General features: G+C 64.9%; 15 protein-coding genes, 1 tRNA gene and 3 pseudogenes. 14 read left to right on the top strand and 5 right to left on the bottom strand.

Annotation, left to right across the window (positions count from 1 at the left end):
- Nucleotides 1-131, bottom strand: a pseudogene (locus B4383_RS27500) (methyltransferase); the annotation flags it as partial.
- A gap of 58 nt (nt 132-189) precedes the next feature.
- On the opposite strand from B4383_RS27500, the gene B4383_RS25655 reads away from it, so the two are divergent.
- The 3 genes from B4383_RS25655 to B4383_RS25645 all read left to right on the top strand — a co-directional run bounded on the left by B4383_RS25655 (nt 190) and on the right by B4383_RS25645 (nt 2,967).
- Entirely contained in the window at nt 190-807 is a 618-nt protein-coding gene (locus B4383_RS25655; RefSeq protein WP_078294588.1) for a TetR/AcrR family transcriptional regulator, read from the top strand.
- Between the two features lie 28 nt (nt 808-835).
- The gene (locus tag B4383_RS25650; protein ID WP_078294587.1) at nt 836-1,267 is read left to right on the top strand and encodes a nitroreductase family deazaflavin-dependent oxidoreductase; all 432 of its coding nucleotides are present in this window, start codon (nt 836-838) and stop codon (nt 1,265-1,267) included.
- A gap of 119 nt (nt 1,268-1,386) precedes the next feature.
- Entirely contained in the window at nt 1,387-2,967 is a 1,581-nt protein-coding gene (locus B4383_RS25645; RefSeq protein WP_078294586.1) for an LCP family protein, read from the top strand.
- Between the two features lie 79 nt (nt 2,968-3,046).
- Here B4383_RS25645 and B4383_RS25640 read toward each other — a convergent pair.
- Nucleotides 3,047-3,158: pseudogene (locus B4383_RS25640) on the bottom strand (nucleoside deaminase); the annotation flags it as partial.
- 64 nt (nt 3,159-3,222) lie between these two features.
- Here B4383_RS25640 and B4383_RS25635 point away from each other — a divergent pair.
- Entirely contained in the window at nt 3,223-4,131 is a 909-nt protein-coding gene (locus B4383_RS25635) for a LysR family transcriptional regulator (protein WP_078294585.1), read from the top strand.
- Here the strand turns inward: B4383_RS25635 and B4383_RS25630 are convergent.
- Nucleotides 4,128-4,643: a DUF1990 domain-containing protein gene (locus B4383_RS25630; RefSeq protein ID WP_078294584.1), complete on the bottom strand. Its 516-nt coding sequence runs from the start codon at nt 4,641-4,643 to the stop codon at nt 4,128-4,130. The genes B4383_RS25635 and B4383_RS25630 overlap by 4 nt on opposite strands.
- The gene (locus B4383_RS25625; RefSeq protein ID WP_078294583.1) at nt 4,640-5,065 is read right to left on the bottom strand and encodes a helix-turn-helix domain-containing protein; all 426 of its coding nucleotides are present in this window, start codon (nt 5,063-5,065) and stop codon (nt 4,640-4,642) included. Before B4383_RS25625 ends, B4383_RS25630 begins: the two co-directional genes overlap by 4 nt.
- A 118-nt stretch (nt 5,066-5,183) precedes the next feature.
- Here B4383_RS25625 and B4383_RS25620 point away from each other — a divergent pair, with 118 nt between their 5' ends.
- The gene (locus B4383_RS25620; RefSeq protein WP_078294582.1) at nt 5,184-6,377 is read left to right on the top strand and encodes a thiolase family protein; all 1,194 of its coding nucleotides are present in this window, start codon (nt 5,184-5,186) and stop codon (nt 6,375-6,377) included.
- Between the two features lie 5 nt (nt 6,378-6,382).
- Here the strand turns inward: B4383_RS25620 and B4383_RS25615 are convergent, their stop codons facing one another.
- On the bottom strand, nt 6,383-7,843 hold the full coding sequence (locus B4383_RS25615; protein ID WP_078294581.1) for a DUF4185 domain-containing protein: 1,461 nt from the start codon (nt 7,841-7,843) through the stop codon (nt 6,383-6,385).
- Nucleotides 7,844-8,104: 261 nt separating this feature from the next.
- On the opposite strand from B4383_RS25615, the gene B4383_RS25610 reads away from it, so the two are divergent.
- The 9 genes and pseudogenes from B4383_RS25610 to B4383_RS25570 all read left to right on the top strand — a co-directional run.
- Nucleotides 8,105-9,625 carry a carboxylesterase/lipase family protein gene (locus B4383_RS25610; protein ID WP_078294580.1) on the top strand — a complete coding sequence of 507 codons (1,521 nt, stop codon included), beginning with the start codon at nt 8,105-8,107 and terminating at the stop codon, nt 9,623-9,625.
- 44 nt (nt 9,626-9,669) lie between these two features.
- Nucleotides 9,670-11,175 (top strand): carboxylesterase/lipase family protein, encoded by a 1,506-nt coding sequence (locus tag B4383_RS25605; protein WP_078294578.1) that lies wholly within the window; start codon nt 9,670-9,672, stop codon nt 11,173-11,175.
- A gap of 26 nt (nt 11,176-11,201) precedes the next feature.
- Complete coding sequence (locus B4383_RS25600) at nt 11,202-11,525, top strand: YbjQ family protein (protein WP_030097012.1); 324 nt, start codon at nt 11,202-11,204, stop codon at nt 11,523-11,525.
- A 49-nt stretch (nt 11,526-11,574) separates the two neighbouring features.
- Nucleotides 11,575-13,206: a phosphoglucomutase (alpha-D-glucose-1,6-bisphosphate-dependent) gene (gene pgm, locus B4383_RS25595; RefSeq protein ID WP_078294576.1), complete on the top strand. Its 1,632-nt coding sequence runs from the start codon at nt 11,575-11,577 to the stop codon at nt 13,204-13,206.
- The gene (locus tag B4383_RS25590) at nt 13,203-14,477 is read left to right on the top strand and encodes an MFS transporter (protein WP_078294575.1); all 1,275 of its coding nucleotides are present in this window, start codon (nt 13,203-13,205) and stop codon (nt 14,475-14,477) included. Before pgm ends, B4383_RS25590 begins: the two co-directional genes overlap by 4 nt.
- Before the next feature lie 55 nt (nt 14,478-14,532).
- A tRNA-Ala gene (locus B4383_RS25585) sits at nt 14,533-14,608 on the top strand.
- A gap of 379 nt (nt 14,609-14,987) precedes the next feature.
- The gene (locus B4383_RS25580) at nt 14,988-15,209 is read left to right on the top strand and encodes a hypothetical protein (RefSeq protein WP_078294573.1); all 222 of its coding nucleotides are present in this window, start codon (nt 14,988-14,990) and stop codon (nt 15,207-15,209) included.
- Between the two features lie 81 nt (nt 15,210-15,290).
- Complete coding sequence (locus B4383_RS25575) at nt 15,291-15,896, top strand: hypothetical protein (RefSeq protein ID WP_139361057.1); 606 nt, start codon at nt 15,291-15,293, stop codon at nt 15,894-15,896.
- Nucleotides 15,897-15,990: 94 nt separating this feature from the next.
- Nucleotides 15,991-16,695: pseudogene (locus tag B4383_RS25570) on the top strand (YIP1 family protein); the annotation flags it as partial.

The raw sequence follows: 16,695 nt of genomic DNA, 5'->3' as shown, positions 1-16,695 counted from the left end.
AGTTTGACGCGCTCCTCGACGGACTTCTCGTGGAAGGTGGTCCGGTCTGCGGGGAGTGCATCGCGCGAGGCGTTCTCGAAGAGTCGGCCCACGATGGTGGCGAATTCGGGTTCATGAAGTGTCGTTGTCATGGCATTTAGAATAGACGCAACGTCTCGTCTAGTCTAGGGTGGTGATTCGATGAACGTTGTGAGTGAGCCGGCGAAGCCCCGCGAGGCCGACGATGCGCGCCGTCATTTCGGAAACCGGCATGGCCGCAGTGAGGCCGCGCGTGAGGCCGTCATTCACGCCGCCGACGATCTGCTGGTCGCCAAGGGCTATGCCGGAGTGACCATGGAAGGCATCGCCAAGGCCGCGGGGGTGGCCAAGCAGACCGTCTACCGCTGGTGGAGTTCGAAGGCGGACGTGCTGATGGACGTCTTCCTGGAAGACGCCGCCTTCCAGTTGGATCCGTCCGATCTGGGCAGCCTCGAGGCGGACCTGCGGCACCATGTGGCCGCCATCGCGCGGTTCCTCACGACTGATGATGCCGGCGCGGTGTTTCGGGCTCTCATTGGCCAGTCGCAGCATGACCCACAGCTCGCGGACACATTCCGGGCGCGCTATCTAGGCGAACAGCAGGCGCGCGACCAGATTCCGTTCGCTCGTGCGGTGCGGCGGGGGGAACTGCCCGCTGGTGTGGATGTCGCTCGTCTGGCCGAACAGTTGGTCGCGCCCCTGTACTACCGGGTGATCGTGACCGGGGGGGAGGTCGACGGCGAGTTCCTGGATTCGCTCGTCGACGAGTTTCTGCGCCGGCTGGAATAATGTCAACTAGGCTGACATTATTCACGGCATGACCGAATTGAATGATCCCGCAGACTTCCATGCCAATGTCATGGCCCAGATTCGCGAAACCGGTGGCGCTGATGGCTTCTTCGCGCAGTTCGACATGCTCATCTTGCATACCGTCGGCGCGAAGTCGGGCGAGCCGCGTCAAAACCCGATGGCCTACCAGCCGGGCGAAGGGGGCGGCGAGTTCTATGTGTTCGCCTCCAACAACGGGCGGGACAGTAGCTCCGCCTGGTACTACAACGCGCTGGCCAATCCCGAGAAGGTGTCAGTCGAAATCGGTGCTGACCACTACCCGGTGACGGTGCGCGATGTGGTGGGTGAGGAGCGCGACCGGATCTACGCGCGCCAGGCGGGGCGCTTCGACAACTTCGCTGAGTACGAACGCAAGACCACCCGGGTGATCCCGGTGCTGGGGCTCACGCGCGCGGATTAGCGAGCGGCCCTGGCGCATTCACGCCTGTCTCACAGTGAAGGCTGATGAGGACTCGCCGGAGAGTCCGAGGCGCGCTTGACGCGTTTTGAACGGATCGTCCACAACAATAGTCAACTGTTATGGGCGAGCTGGATTCTGGTGAGGCGCAGCGCTGGGTGCTGGAGAAGGGGCGCCTGGCCGTCGGTATCGCTGCGGCATTTGTCATGGCCATCACGGGCTTTGGCTGGGCCGGATATAACACGGCGGTAGGGCAGATCATCACCTCACACGTGTTACCCGGGGTGCTGACTCCTGTCGGCGAAGACCAGAACATCCTGCTCATGGGCCTGGATAGCCGGCTCGACCAGAACGGGCAGCCGCTGCCGCAGGACATGTACGACGCGCTGCATGCCGGTGACGAGACGTCCGGTGGGTACAACGCGAATGTGCTGATTGTGGTGCATATCCCGGGCAACGACGGTCCCATCACTGCGGTGTCGATCCCGCGCGACGACTATGTGGACCTGGCGGGCTGCCCCGGGGCGGTGTGCAAGGGCAAGATCAAGCAGGCCTATGGATTTGCCTACCAGCAGGCGCTGGACAGGCAGGCCGGCGGTGGTTCGGACGCTGCGGGCGCCAACGATCTGACCGCCCGTGAGCAGGCCGCCCGTGAGGCTGGGCGCAAGGCTCAGATCGACACGGTGCGTGACTTCCTCGGCGTGCCGATCGATCACTTCGTGGAAGTGACCCTCGCCGCGTTCTTCCAGATCGCCAAGTCGGTGCAGCCCATCACCGTGTGTCTGAACCACGACACGGTCGACGAGTTCTCCGGCGCCAACTTCCACGAAGGTGTTCAGCAGATCGACGCAGCCCAGGCGATGGCCTTCGTCCGGCAGAGGCGTGACGAGAACGACGGATCGTTCACAGATATGGACCGCACCCGTCGCCAGCAGGCCTTCCTGGTGTCGTTGTTGACCGCGGTGCGCAAGGGTGGGGCGATGTCGAATCCGGCCGCGGTGCGCAACGTCCTGAACGTCGCGCACGAGAACGTCGCGATCGACTCTGGCCTCAACATCGTCGACTTCGCCGCGCGCGCCTCGACATTGACCAAGCGGCCCATGTCTCTCTACACGCTGCCCATCTCCGACTTTGGCCAGGATTCGAACGGTTCGGACGTCAATATCGTGGACCTCCCGACGATCCGGCAGATCGTCCACGATCGCTTCTTCGCCGATATCGCCCCCGCGCCGCCCACCGCGGCTGCGGTGGCCCCCGCGGCCCCGCTGCCGGCGCCTGTGGTGCTCAACGTCGTCAACGCGACAGAGCGCGACGGGCTGGGTGCGGCCATCGAAGATGCCTTTACGGCCCGGGGATTCACGCGTGGTCGCGCGACGACGGCCGAGGCGATGTCGACCGAGAGCTCGATTGTCTATGGCTCAGGTGCCCAAGAGGGCGCGCAGGCGCTCGCCGATCAACTGCATCTGCCCATGACGGAATCCGGTGCGGTCGCCCCCGGAACTGTTCAGCTGACGGTGGGCTCGCAGTTTCCCGCGGACGACTACATCGCACATCACAGCGTCGGCAAGAAGGGCGACTCGTCAGCGGATGCCAGTTCGACCGACGTCTTGACCGCGGTTGCCGCGACGGGAACGGGCGTGCAGGCGCCGGCGCCAACGGACTTGAGTCAAATGGGCGCGGACGGCGTCGCGTGCGTCAAGTGAGCTGATCACCCGCCCGCCGCCCGCGCGGAACCGAACGTGCAATGCATGCACATCCCCGACGAGATCCGGTGCCGGACCGTCGGTCCTCGATCAGCACGGTGCCATCGGGTCCGGTGAGTAGTGGCCCAAAGGGCGAGTCGCCGGCATCGAGCGCCTCGGCGGCGCAGGTGTCGGATGTCGTTGTCGTCCAAGGCCTTCCCATCGCAACCGGGGGCAATTACCAGGCATTCTGGCTGAACCCCATAAACTGTACTTATGCCTCTTCCTCCGGGCACACCCGACCTCGACGTGCTGGACCTGCTGGTGTCCGTCGCTGAGACGGGCAGCCTCGGAGCGGCGGCGCGCCAGCACGGCATTTCACAGCCCGCGGCCAGCATGCGTGTCCGGGCGCTGGAACGGCGCCTTCGGTTGGTACTCCTGGAGCGTGGCCCCACCGGATCGCGGCTCACCGATGCCGGGCTGGCCGTCATCGGGTATGCGACGCCAGTGCTCGCGGCGGCACGAGAGTTTGTCACCGGTGTGGCCGCGTTACATTCCGGCCAGGCGCCGCGGCTGGTGGTCGCCGCCTCGCGCACCATCGCCGATCATCGGATTCCATTGTGGCTTACCGTCCTTCGCTCGCGGCATGCGGATGTCGCGGTATCGCTGGAAGTGGGTAACACCCAACAGGTCTGTGAGTTGGTGCGGGCCGGTGGCGCGACCCTGGGTTTCATCGAGGGGCCGCACGCCCCGGCCGGATTGGGTGGGGAAGTGCTGGGCGCCGACGAACTGGTCGTCGTGGTGGGGCCGGGACACAAGTGGGCTCGGCGGCGTAAACCCGTGACGCTGCGCGAACTTGCCACCACCCCGCTTCTCATGCGCGAGCCGGGCTCCGGTACCCGCGACACCGTCTGGGAGGTGCTCAGTCAGGTGTGCCAGCCCGCGACGCCGGCGGCAGAACTGGGCTCGGCAGCGGCAATCAAGGCCGCGGCGGCAACGGGTTTGGCGCCGGCGGTGATCAGCCGTCTCATCGCTGCCCCCGAACTGTCCGCGGGCACTCTCTGTGAGGTCGCCCTTGCCCAGGAGATGGTGTTCACGCGTCAGTTCCGGGCGGTATGGATGCCGGGGTCTCCGCCGACGGGACCGGCGCGGGCATTGGTTGACCTGGCGTCCTCCGTCGATTAGGACGCCAGCGCCCGCAGGTAACGACGACGGAAGACCCGCTGCGCCACCAGGAGTATCGGGAAGATTCGTCGCCAGAAGCCTGCTGGGGCGGCCCGCGTCAGCGAGCGCAGCGTGAGAAACACCGTGCCGTCGCCGTTCTGATGCACGATGAATGCCTCTTCGCCCGATACGGGATGGCCCGGTAGCGTGCCGTACGCAAACCCGCAACGGTCGTTGGTGTTGGCCACGGCCACGATGCGCACCGGCTCGTGAACGCTGAACCGGCCCCACCCGAAGCTGATCTGGAACTCGGCGCCTTCGCTCACGGTCACCTCCGGATTCACCCGGAAGCCGCTGCGCTGCTTGACACCCCACGCCAGTACGGCCTGCGAAGCCTTCCGCCATGCCTCGTCGCCGTGTCCGATGGGGACGGTCTGTTCAAATCGCCGTAGCCCGGACGGTGTGGCGGCCCAGGTGCTTTCGCCCGGGCGGGTAACCCCCGCGGGCCCGTAGGTGAGGGGCCCGGAGCTCATCGCACCCTGCCAAGCCGTCGCGGTGTGAGATCGTCGAACGTCACTGCCTCGCCGCAATTCTCGCAGGTCGGCTGGACACGCAGTACCGACCCGCATCGGTGTTCCCAGACGCTCGGTGGGGGGCCCTGTGTGACGAACGTGTCACCCCAATCCATCAGGGCGAACAGCACCGGCCGAAGGGCGCGCCCCGATTCGGTCAACAGGTATTCGTAACGGGGAGGGCGCTCTTCGTACTGGCACTTTTCCAGGACGCCCGCGTCCACGAGCTTGCGCAGGCGGGTGGCCAGGATGTCGCGGCTGGCGCCGGTGTTGCGGACGATCGCGTCGAAGCGTCGATTGCCCAGCATGATCTCGCGCAGGGCCACCAGGGTCCAGCGTTCCCCGATCACGTCGAGGGCATTGGCTATCGAACAATCTCTCATAGTAATGAAATCCAACTTAGCACGTTATGTGCTTGATCACACTTAGTTGTGAATCCCAACTGACTGGGCGTATACCGGCAGAAGAGGAGTTTCAACGATGAATCCAGGAGGCCTTGCCATGAGAGACGCAGTGATCGTCGACGCGGTACGGACACCCGTGGGCAAGGGAAAGCCGGGTGGGTCGCTCTCCGGTCTGCATCCGGTCGATCTGCACGCGCATGCCATCCGGGCGCTCGTCGAGCGCACCGGGATAGACCCGGCTCTCGTCGACGACGTCATCAGCGGTGCGGTCGGACAGGTGGGGGAGCAGAGCTCCAACACGGCACGGTGGGCGGCACTGGCCGCCGGGTTGCCCGAGACCGTTCCCGCGGTGGCCGTCGATCGCCAATGTGGCAGCAGCCAGCAGGCCATTCACTTTGCTGCGCAGGGGGTCATCGCCGGGGCCTACGACGTGGTGATCGCCTCGGGTATCGAGTCGATGAGCCGGGTCCCCATGGGCAGCCAAAGCTTGGGTAAGGACTTTTTCGGTCCCGAGATCGCCAACCGCTATCCGGAAGGGCTTGTCCCGCAGGGCATCAGTGCTGAGCTGATCGCGGCGAATTGGAACCTGTCGCGTGAGCAACTGGATGCCTTCGCCGCCGAGAGTCATCGCCGTGCCGCTCAGGCCTGGTCCGAGGGTAGATTCGCGCGCGAGGTGGTGTCGATCAAGGCGCCCAATGCCGACGGCGAGTTGATCGAGGTGGCCGCCGACGAATCGGTACGGCCATCGACCACCGTGGACGTCTTGGCCGGGCTCAAACCCGCTTTCCGTAATGAATTGTGGGAGCAGCGCTTCCCGCGGATCGACTGGAAGGTCACGGCGGGCAACTCCTCGCCGATCAACGATGGCGCGTCGGCCGTGCTCATCACCTCCAGTGAGACCGCCAAGCGCCTCGGGCTGACCCCACGGGCCCGTGTGCATTCGGTCGCGGTGGTGGGTGATGATCCGTTGTACATGCTTACCGGAGTCATCCCCGCAACCGCGAAAGTCCTTGACCGCGCTGGTTTGTCGTTGGCGGATATCGACGCCTTCGAGGTTAACGAGGCCTTCGCGTCGGTGGTTCTGGCCTGGCAAGCCGAGACCGGTGCCGACTTGTCGAAGGTCAACATCAACGGCGGGGCGACCGCCATCGGGCACCCGCTTGGTGCCAGCGGTGGGCGGTTGATGACCACCCTGGTATCGGTGTTAGAGCAGACCGGTGGGCGCTACGGCTTGCAAACCATGTGCGAGGCAGGCGGTTTGGCCAACGCGACCATCATCGAGCGGTTGTAGCGCTGTTACGGAAGGGTGGTGCGCATCAACATGACGTTGTACGCCGACCACAGCGACAGGTTGAAGTACAGCTCCTTGCCGGTTGTCCACGGATGCAGGTACGGCGCATAGGGCCCGCCCGGCATCTGTGACTCGGTGACGAGAATCTGTGGCGGGCTCCACGGGCCCTGCGGGGCGGGGGAGGTGGAGAGCAGCACGTCGCCGGACTTGTCGCCGTACATCACCAGGTATTTCTTGAGGTAGGTGTTGTATTGCGCGGACATCTCACCGACCGGGCCGGAGATGATCGGAGTCGCCGCGTTGGGATCGCCCGGTACCCAGGAGCCCCGGTCGGTGTTCCAGAACTCATGCTTGGCGGCGTCGGGCAGGTTCCCGGGCAACGCACGCGACACGAAGCCGGATCCGCTTCGCCCGGAAGGGGTTCCGAAGATGTAGATGTATCCGTCGTTGCCCTTGACGTAGGCGGCCTGCTGAAAGTTCTCATTTCCCGGGGTGAACGGGACCTGGCTGATGGCGTCGGGGGATGCGGGACGGACGCTCTGGGGGAACGTCTTCCAGTTCTGTCCGTTGTCGTTGGACACCGCGGTCGCAGAGTAGTTGGTGGTCCATTCGCCGGCGCTGTCCCAGCTCTTGATGGACATGTAGTTCATGTACTGGGTGCGTCCGACGGAGATGGCGGCCGTGGGAATGATGCCCCGTTCCTGGGCGGCCCACTTGATGGGCGGGATGATCTGCTTGGAGTAGCCCGGGCGTGACTGTGGGGAACCGGCATACGGGTTGGAGGTCGATCCCTCGGCCACCGCGAGGCCGCGCGAGAGTGACTTGTCCTGAGTGCGCAGCAGGGTGTTGTACCGCCACTGCTGGCTTCTCATTCCGCAGTATCCGTAGGTGTCGCCAAAGGCCATCAGAACCTGGCGGCCGGCGGAATCGCCGTTGTCCCACATGATTCCGAGGTCGGTTCCGGAGATGCTGAATTTCTGAAGCGTGTTGGCGCCGGTATCCACACCGGTGACCCAGCCGACGACAGAGGTGGAGGGGGAGACGGCGGCTTCGGGGGCAGGGCCGACCGCGGGCGCAGGGGCCGGCGCGACGGCAGCGGCCTGCTGGTCCTGCAGATTGTTCGGTGAGGGCTCGGGCGGGTTGGGCAGGGCGGGGCGCGCCATCTCCTGGGCCCACCCCGGCTTCTTCTTGGCGCTCTGCTGGGGGAGCACCTGCTTGAGGATGGCCAGGGGCAGCTTGCCCAGCTCCGGCAGTGGCGCCTTGTCATTGGCGCCAGCGGGCCGCCGCCCGATGGGGGGAGCCTGGCCGGGCATGCCGTCGTCGGGGACCGGGGTCGGCGGCTGGAGCCCCGCGGCGGGGCCGGTGCACGGGTCGGCGACGGCCAAGGGCGCGACATCGACCGCGACGCTTGATCCGATAACGGCCGAGGTCAACAGGACCACGGAGATTCGGCGACGCCTCGACATGTCAGACCTTCCCAGGGCAGGACGTCGTCTCGACGTCAGTAACCGACTCCCGTGACGATAGTGGCAGGTGGGGCCAATGTTGCTATTGGTGCATCGATAGGTATGTTCCCGTGACCGGTCCGAAATCCGTCGAGTCGGCGCTCACCGATTTCTGAAGACGATGATCAGTTATCGGATGCCGGGGGTGCTGCTGCTCACGAATTACCTGGATTTCCCCCACTAGCAGCGCGATTGAGGCCCCGGACAGCTATCTTGGCTGCCATGGCTTCAGGGTCGAAGACGCCCACTGTCCGAGTGCGCACTCCCAACGGCATCGTCGAAGGCTTCGTGCGGGGAGGTGTGCGCCGTTTCCGGTCTATTCCCTACGCCCGCCCCCCGATCGGATTGCTGCGCCTGCGCGCACCGCAACCGGCGCTGCCGTGGGACGGAGTGCGCGACTGCACCGAATTCGGCGCGGCGGCCCCACAGCAGCGCCGCTACCGGATGCTGGGCCCTGGACGCGTCCAGCGGGCCAGCGAGGACTGCTTGACGGTCAACGTCGTCACCCCGGACCGCCCGTCCAATGACCCGCTGCCGGTCATGTTCTTCATCTACGGCGGCGGCTATCTGCTGGGCAGCTCGGCCACCCCGCTATACGACGGCGGCTCGCTGACCCGGCGCGGGTGTGTCTACGTGTCGGTGAACTACCGGGTGGGTGCGCTGGGTGCCCTCGATCTGTCCTCGTTGTCGAACACCGCCCACACGATCGATGGCAACTTGTTCCTGCGCGACGTCGTGCTGGCGCTGCAGTGGGTGCGCGACAACATCACCGCATTCGGCGGCGATCCGAACAACGTGACGATCTTCGGGGAAAGCGCGGGCGCACACTGCGTGGAGACGCTGATGGCGACCCCCGCCGCCGGGGGCCTGTTTCACCGTGCGATCTGCCAGAGCACCGCCAGCGGCATGGCAGTGCCCGCCGAGTCGGCCGCACTGTATGCGCAGAAGTTCGCACGCATCCTCGGTGCCACACCGGAAACGGCCGCGCAGACCGTGTTGCAGACGACGCCCGCTGAACTCGGGGCGGCGCTCAACACCCTGATCGCCGACATCGTGGCGAACATGCCCGGCGGATCGTTCGCGATCGGTCCGTGCATCGACGGCCACTACCTGCCCCGCCATCCCATCGAGGCAATGGAACACGGTGAGGCACATCGTGTTCCGCTGATCGTTGGCCACAACGCCGATGAGGCCAAACTATTCACCCGGGTCCTCAAGATGATGCCGCTGTCCGAGCCCGCGCTGGAGGGAATGCTGATGCGCGGCGGGCCGGTCCATCGTGATCGCATCGTGGCGGCGTATCCGGGGTACCCGGCACGTTCCGCGCGCGTCAAGCTTGCCGGCGATATGAACTTCTCCACGGCGGCCTGGCAAATGGCCGAGGCCCACCATCGGTACGCGCCGGTCTACTTCTACCGGTACGACTACGCCCCCGGGGCGCTACGGATGGCAGGCATGGGCGCCACACATGCCACAGAACTGCTCGCCGTGTTCGATAGTTACCGCGGGGCGATGGGCACCGTGATGGCCGGGGCCATCGGCCGTCGTGATGCAGTGCGGGTCAGCAACGATGTGCAGCGACGCTGGCTTGCGTTCGCACGCAGTGGAATTCCTGGCGACGGCTGGCCCACGTATGAGCCCCCGGATCGCGCAGTAATGGTGTTCGACCATGCCACCCGGGTAGAGCTGGACCCGGAGGTCACCAGGCGCGTGGCATGGGAAGGCTTCAGTCTCACTCTCTGAATCAGGCATTGTGGGCCAACCGGTTGGTTACCTAGGATGTGCCGATGGCAAAGAAGCCCATCCGTATCAACACCGTCAACGGCGCTGTCGAAGGATTCACCCGGGGCGGCGTGCACCGCTTCCGCGGGATTCCCTATGCGGAACCGCCGGTGGGGCCGCTGCGCCTGCGTGCGCCGCGCCCGGCCCAGCCATGGACCGGGGTGCGCACGTGCCGCAGCTGGGGCGCCGCCTCCATCCAGCAGCATCGCTACGCCATTATCCTGCCGGGCAAGCCCCAGAAGCTCAGCGAGGATTGCCTGACCCTCAACGTGGTAGCCCCGGAGAGGCCGATCAGCGGGCCGCTGCCCGTCATGTTCTTCATCCACGGCGGCGGATACTTCCTGGGGAGCTCGGCCACACCGCTCTACGACGGGGCTAGCCTGGCGCGGCAGGGATGCGTCTACGTCTCGGTCAACTATCGGCTGGGTGCTCTTGGCGCGCTGGATCTTTCGTCGTTATCCGATGAGAAGCACACCATTGATAGCAATCTGTATCTGCGTGACTTGGTGCTGGCGCTGCGGTGGGTGCATGACAACATCGGGGCGTTCGGGGGAGACCCGAACAATGTGACGATCTTCGGGGAGAGTGCCGGGTCGCACGCGGTGAACACCCTGCTTGCGGTGCCCTCCGCGACGGGTCTTTTTCACCGTGCCATCTGTCAGAGCACCGCTACCGGTCTCGTGGTCCGTCCCGAGGACGCCGCCGTCAACGCGCGCCAGTTCGCGACGTACCTCGGCGCGACCGACTCCAATGCCGCCGAAACCGTATTAGCGGCCAAGCCGCGTCAGCTGGTCAAGGCGCTGTTCCGGTTGATCGGAACGGCCAAGCATGTGCCGGGACTATCACTGCGGTTCGGGCCGAGCGTCGACGGCGATGTGCTGCCACTGGACCCGAACGAGGCGATGGAACACGGTGAGGCACATCGCGTTCCGCTCATCATCGGGTACAACGCCGAGGAGGCCACCCTCTTCACCAAGATGCTCAAGATTCTGCCGATCACGGCGCAGGCGCTCGAGCACTCCCTGTCCAAGGGCGGTCCCGAGTATGTGCAGCGGATCGTCAGCGGCTACGACGGCTACCCGTCGGACAAGTCGCTGCTGCAACTCGCCGGTGACCTGGCGTTCGGGTCGGCGGCCTGGCGCGTCGCCGAGGCGCACGGCCGGCACGCCCCGGTCTACTTCTACCGGTACGACTACGCCACGCGCGCGCTGCGTCGCTACGGGCTGGGACCCACTCATGCCATCGAGCTGCTCGCCGTCTTCGGTACCTATCGAACCGTGGCCGCGCCATTCCTGGCGGGCCGCCGTGATCGAGCACAGGCGCGCGCCGTCAGCGACGAGATGCAAAGGCATTGGCTCGCCTTCGCGCGTACCGGGGTGCCTGGTGACGGCTGGCCGACATACACGGCGGCGGACCGCCAGGTGCTGATCATCGACAGCCCGTCGCGCGTGGAGAGCGACCCCGATGGTGATCGGCGCCCGCTCTGGCAGGACGTCGCCTCCATCGCCTAGCGCGCGCACGGCGGTACGTTGGGCTCATGATCATCGTGACGAGCAACGACATCCCCGGATACAAGATCGCCGCGGTATTTGGCGAGGTCTTCGGCCTGACGGTGCGGTCGCGGCATATCGGTTCAAACCTTGCCGCCTCCTTTAAATCCATCGCCGGTGGTGAGCTCAAGGGCATCACTCAGCTGCTACACGAGAGCCGTCGTGAGGCGCTGTCGCGGCTGGCCGCCGAGGCAGAGTCACGCGGCGCCAATGCTGTGGTCGCCTTCCGATTCGAGACCACCGAATACGCCAACACGGGCGTCGAAGTGTGTGCATACGGGACCGCTGTCGGAATTCAGCCCCTCCAATAGCGGCCGTTCGGTAAGACACGGTTCACCTGATCCGGGCAGAATCGGGCGGGTGAGTAATGCGCGCGCCGGACAGCCGGCCCAGCCGGAAGACCTCATCGACATCGCCCACGTGGTGACCGCGTACTACGCGATAGAGCCCGACTCGGCGAACGTCGCACAGCAGGTCGCCTTCGGGACCTCGGGGCACCGCGGGTCCAGCCTTGACGGCGCCTTCAACGAGGCGCATATCGTCGCCACCACCGCGGCGATCATTGAGTACCGCGCCTCACAGGGCATCACCGGGCCGCTATTCATCGGCCGCGATACCCATGCGCTCTCCGAGCCGGCATGGACGAGCGCGCTAGAGGTGCTGGACGCGAACGGTGTTGTGGTGGCTGTGGATTTGCGAGACCGATACACGCCGACCCCGGCAGTGAGTCATGCCATCTTGCGGCACAACCACGGCAAGACGACGGGGTTGGCCGACGGGATCGTCGTCACCCCATCGCATAACCCGCCCCGGGATGGCGGATTCAAGTACAACCCACCGCACGGCGGGCCTGCCGATACCGATGCCACGGGCTCGATTGCCGCCCGCGCCAACGAGATTCTGCGCTCGGGATGGCGCTCGGTGAAGCGGGTCTCGTCGGCGCAGGCACTGAAATCCGTGCAGCGATACGATTTTCAGCAGACGTATGTGGACGATCTGATCAATGTCGTCGACCTCGACGTCATCAAGAACGCCGGAATCCGGATCGGTGCCGACCCGCTGGGCGGGGCCAGCGTCGACTATTGGGCCGCGATCGCCGACCGCTGGTCGCTCGAGCTGACCGTGGTGAACCCGCTGGTGGACGCCACCTGGAGGTTCATGACCCTGGACCACGACGGCAAGATCCGGATGGACTGCTCCTCGCCGGACGCGATGGCCTCGCTGGTGGCCTCGCGGGACAAGTACCAGATCGCGACGGGGAACGACGCCGATTCGGATCGCCACGGCATCGTGACTCCCGATGCGGGACTGATGAACCCCAACCATTACCTGGCGGTGGCCATCGACTACCTGTTCAGTCACCGTGATTGCTGGGCCGCCGGAACCGCGGTGGGCAAGACCCTGGTGAGCTCGTCGATCATCGATCGGGTGGTGGCGGGATTGGGCCGTACGTTGCTCGAGGTTCCGGTCGGATTCAAGTGGTTTGTGGACGGGTTGATAGGCGGAACAATCGGTTTCGGCGGTGAGGAGAGCGCCGGGGCGTCCTTCTTGCGCCGCGACGGGTCGGTGTGGACCACCGACAAGGACGGCATCATCGCCGCACTACTGGCCTCGGAGATCCTGGCGGTCACCGGAGCCACACCATCGCAGCGGTACGCCGCGCTGACCGAGAAGTACGGCGCCCCAACGTATGCCCGCGTTGATGCGCCCGCGAGTCGCGAGCAGAAGTCGATACTGGGCAAGCTCTCGCCCGAGCAGGTGAGCGCCACCGAGCTGGCCGGTGAGCCCATCGTCGCCAAGCTGACCAACGCGCCCGGCAATGGGGCACCGATCGGCGGGCTCAAGGTTGTCACCGAAAACGCCTGGTTCGCGGCGCGGCCATCGGGCACCGAGGATGTATACAAGATCTATGCAGAATCGTTCAAGGGTGTCGAGCACTTGAGCCAGGTACAAGATGCCGCACGGGAGGTTGTCTCCGCGGTGATCGGTTGAGTGGCTGTTCCGACTACAACGCAGATGTCGCAGCGGTAAAACCGCGCCTGCCGTGGGAGATATGGGTTCTGGTTGTCGCGAGCCTGGTGATCGCGCTCGGGTTCGGTGTGGTGGCGCCCGCGTTGCCGCAGTATGCCCGTAGCTTCGGGGTGAGCGTGACCGCGGCGACCGCGGTGGTGAGCTCGTTCGCCGCATTCCGGTTGGTGTTCGCACCCGCCGCCGGGGCGCTGGTGCAGCGGCTGGGGGAGCGCTGGGTCTACATGACCGGGCTGCTGATCGTCGCGGTGTCGACCGGCATCTGCGCCTTCGTGCATAGCTATTGGCAGCTCCTGGTGTTCCGATCACTCGGTGGCGTCGGCTCCACCATGTTCACCGTGTCGGCGGCCGCCCTGCTGGTGCGCATAGCGCCCGAAGAGATTCGCGGACGTGCGCAGGGGCTGTACGGGTCGAGTTTTCTGCTCGGCATGGTGGCCGGGCCGGCCTTGGGTAGTGCCGTTGTGGGTCTAAGCCTTTCGGCACCCTTCATCATTTACGCGGCGGCGCTGGTGGTTGTCGTCGTGCTGGTCTATTTCGGACTGCGGCACTCCACGCTGTTGGAGGTCGCCGACGAACATCTGGGCGCCCCGGTGACGTTGACGTCTGCGCTGCACCATCGGACGTTCCTGGCCGCCCTGATGTCGAATTTCAGTGCGGGCTGGGCGATCTTTGGGATCCGCGGTGCGCTGTTGCCACTGTTTGTGATCGAGGCGCTGCATCAGCGACCGGGCGCTGCCGGACTCGTGTTCGCCGCGTTCGCTGCGGGGGACGTGTCGACGGCGTTCCTGGCGGGGTCGTGGTCCGATGACATCGGGCGTAAGCCACTGGTGGTCGCGGGGCTGGTGGTGTGCGGGTCGACCGTGGTGGCGATGGGCTTCGTGTCATCGCTGCCCCTGCTCATCGTGCTCTCGCTCATCGGGGGGATCGGCGCGGGGCTGTATGCCTCCCCACAGCAGGCCGCCGTGGCCGATGTGGTGGGCAGCAGGGGCAGGGCAGGGACGGCGCTGGCCACCTTCCAGATGACGTCCGATATCGGGCTGGTGATCGGGCCCGTGGTCGCTGGGGTGATCGTCGAGCACGCGTCCTATGGATGGGCGTTCGTGGCGGGCGGCGCGATGCCGCTGATAGCGGCGGTGGCATGGATCTTTGCGCCCGAGACGCTGGGGAGACTTGCGTCACCGCAGGTTAGGAGTATGCAGGAAGTAGCAGAGGATGTTGGTGGGCCGGAGCGCTGAGATTTTGAGAGCCCGTCGCCGTGGTGTAACTTCGTCCGAGCACGCAACTAAACATGGGGCTATGGCGCAGCTGGTAGCGCACCACACTGGCAGTGTGGGGGTCAGGGGTTCGAGTCCCCTTAGCTCCACCATGATGGCTTGACTCGAACCGCTGGCCATTAAGATGCCAGCGAGTGTGGGTTCGAGGTTATGCGAAGGCGTCTCCCTTGATGGGAGGCGTTTTTGTGTTTGCGGGGGATAGGCGTTGAGGTAGTCGGTCAGGGTGGCTGGTTTGGTGGTGTTCCAGGCGGCTTTGGCCTGATGAAAGTCGTCAAATGGTGGGTTCAGGCAGTGATCGACGACGCCTTCGTCGTCCAGTAGGAATTTGGTGTAGAAGGTTTGGTTCATGAAGCGACGGGTGGTGTCGTCGGCGCGTTGGTAGTAGCTGGCTGGGTTGCTGAGCGCTGCTAGGGCTGATTTCAGGATGTCAGCGCCGGTGTTGAGTTCGGCAGTGGTGCTGAGCAGGCCAGCTTGGGCGCTTGCACGGTCGCTCTGGATGCGGCGCAGGCGGATGCGGATTTTGTCCTGCGGCAGACTGTCATCGGCGGCGAGGTCGATCAGCCGTTCTTCTTTCTGGTCGAGATCTTTGATGCGTTTGGCGAGTTGGGCATGCATGGTGCGCACACTGCCCTGCTCGTCGGCCAGAGTTTGCGATGGCAGCTCGCGGACGCTGTCTATGAAATCGGCTGGTAGTGCCAGGGTGTGGTAGTGGTCGGTGATGGTGTCTTCGACCAATTCGGCGGGTAGAAGTGGCAGGTCGCAGCCGAGCTTGTCTTGGCGGGCACGGCACATGAAGTAGCCGTAGTAGCTGCCATTGCGGCTTTTGGCTTCGGTGTAGATCAGGCGGCTAGTTCTGCCTTGCCGTTCGCGCCGGGCGCAGAACAGGTGTCCTTTCAAATAGTGCTGGTGGATGCGGTCGCGTTGGCCTTTGCGGCTGCGCTGGTTGAGGACGTTGATGCGGAAGGTCAACTGGTTCTTGGGAATCAGCTGATGTTCGGGGCTGAACCAGAAGACACCGACCGTGAAGAACAAGCAAATCGCTTCCAGCACAAACAAAATCGCTGCCAGTATCCAGAATCCGCTGGCATGGTCGACGGCATAGCGCCACGCACGCGGGAGCACGCCGGACGAGAGTCCAAGCCCTCCGACGATAAGCACGCTCGTGGCCATCGTTGCAAAGGCGTTGACCACCCGCTCGTAGAAGGTTCCGCCGCGGGCAAACCGCTGGCGCGGTATCAAGACAATGTTGCGCCGAGCGGCAGGTTCGTCAGGTTGCACCATGGCGGCACTTTATGGCGCCCGATCGACAGGTCGGCCATGCGTCTCGATCCGCCTGATCCGCGCCGAGCATTCCTTTCTGATACTGTTTGCCACTTCTGATGCGAAGTTGTCGCAGTCTGAGCGTAGGCTCTGATGAAATAGATTGCTTCTTACTTCGTCGGGGATGCTGATGACTACATCTGAGCTGCATATAATGCCTGTTGCAGCAACCAATCGGTTAGATAACCAAGACCGTGTACGCAGGTTGGCGGCAGCCGCGGGAGGCGCCGCCTTGTTGGTTGCTTCGGTGGCTGGTCTGCATCATCTCTACCGGGCTGGTGATCAACTCGGTGAGCTGCTCACCTGGAGCCTCCTGCTGCTGGGACTGTTCACTGCCCTTGGCGGCGGGATCAAGCTGATCATGTGGGGCCTTCGGCCCGTGATTTCGGCAGCGTTCGATACGGCTAAGGAGCGGTTGTCCGAGCCGCTGCAAGCAGTCCTCGCCTCCCTGGCTGTGATCGCCGGGGTGCTGGGGATGCGGTGGAGCTTTCGGGGCGGTTATAGCGCGTGGTGGCAGCAGATCACCGGTGAGGCTGGCTGGTCGCTGATTCTCGGTGTGGGTCAGATGCTGGTGGCGGTTCTTGCGGGTGCAGCACTGTTCACGGGTGGTAAGTACTTGTTCGGCCTGGTGCGTGAGGTGGTGACTGGTGTCGATGATGCTGGAGCACACCGCAATCAGCCGCAGAAGAGCCAGGACGAGTCGCTCTGGCATCCGGGGCTGGTCGCTGCCCTTGTAGGCGGCGGGCTCGGTTTGGTGCTGCTCACTGCGGGGATCACGCCTCGGCTGTACGTGTGGATCACCGGGCCGCAGATTCTGCCCGCCGTGGGCGCAATCGCCGTGGTGCTGCTGGTAGCAATC

Origin of the sequence: Mycobacterium sp. D16R24, assembly GCF_002013385.1 — a bacterium.
Taxonomy (GTDB): Bacteria; Actinomycetota; Actinomycetes; order Mycobacteriales; family Mycobacteriaceae; genus Mycobacterium.
Note: the sequence above shows the minus strand (reverse complement) of the source record. Positions and strands in the feature narration are given on the sequence as shown.

Bases quoted from the DNA above. Each gene is read 5' to 3' on its own strand.
- B4383_RS25650 (WP_078294587.1), top strand. From the start codon at position 836: ATGACCGAATTGAATGATCCCGCAGACTTCCATGCCAATGTCATGGCC.
- B4383_RS25645 (WP_078294586.1), top strand. From the start codon at position 1,387: ATGGGCGAGCTGGATTCTGGTGAGGCGCAGCGCTGGGTGCTGGAGAAG.
- B4383_RS25635 (WP_078294585.1), top strand. From the start codon at position 3,223: ATGCCTCTTCCTCCGGGCACACCCGACCTCGACGTGCTGGACCTGCTG.
- B4383_RS25630 (WP_078294584.1), bottom strand. From the start codon at position 4,643: ATGAGCTCCGGGCCCCTCACCTACGGGCCCGCGGGGGTTACCCGCCCG.
- B4383_RS25625 (WP_078294583.1), bottom strand. From the start codon at position 5,065: ATGAGAGATTGTTCGATAGCCAATGCCCTCGACGTGATCGGGGAACGC.
- B4383_RS25620 (WP_078294582.1), top strand. From the start codon at position 5,184: ATGAGAGACGCAGTGATCGTCGACGCGGTACGGACACCCGTGGGCAAG.
- B4383_RS25615 (WP_078294581.1), bottom strand. From the start codon at position 7,843: ATGTCGAGGCGTCGCCGAATCTCCGTGGTCCTGTTGACCTCGGCCGTT.
- B4383_RS25610 (WP_078294580.1), top strand. From the start codon at position 8,105: ATGGCTTCAGGGTCGAAGACGCCCACTGTCCGAGTGCGCACTCCCAAC.
- B4383_RS25605 (WP_078294578.1), top strand. From the start codon at position 9,670: ATGGCAAAGAAGCCCATCCGTATCAACACCGTCAACGGCGCTGTCGAA.
- B4383_RS25600 (WP_030097012.1), top strand. From the start codon at position 11,202: ATGATCATCGTGACGAGCAACGACATCCCCGGATACAAGATCGCCGCG.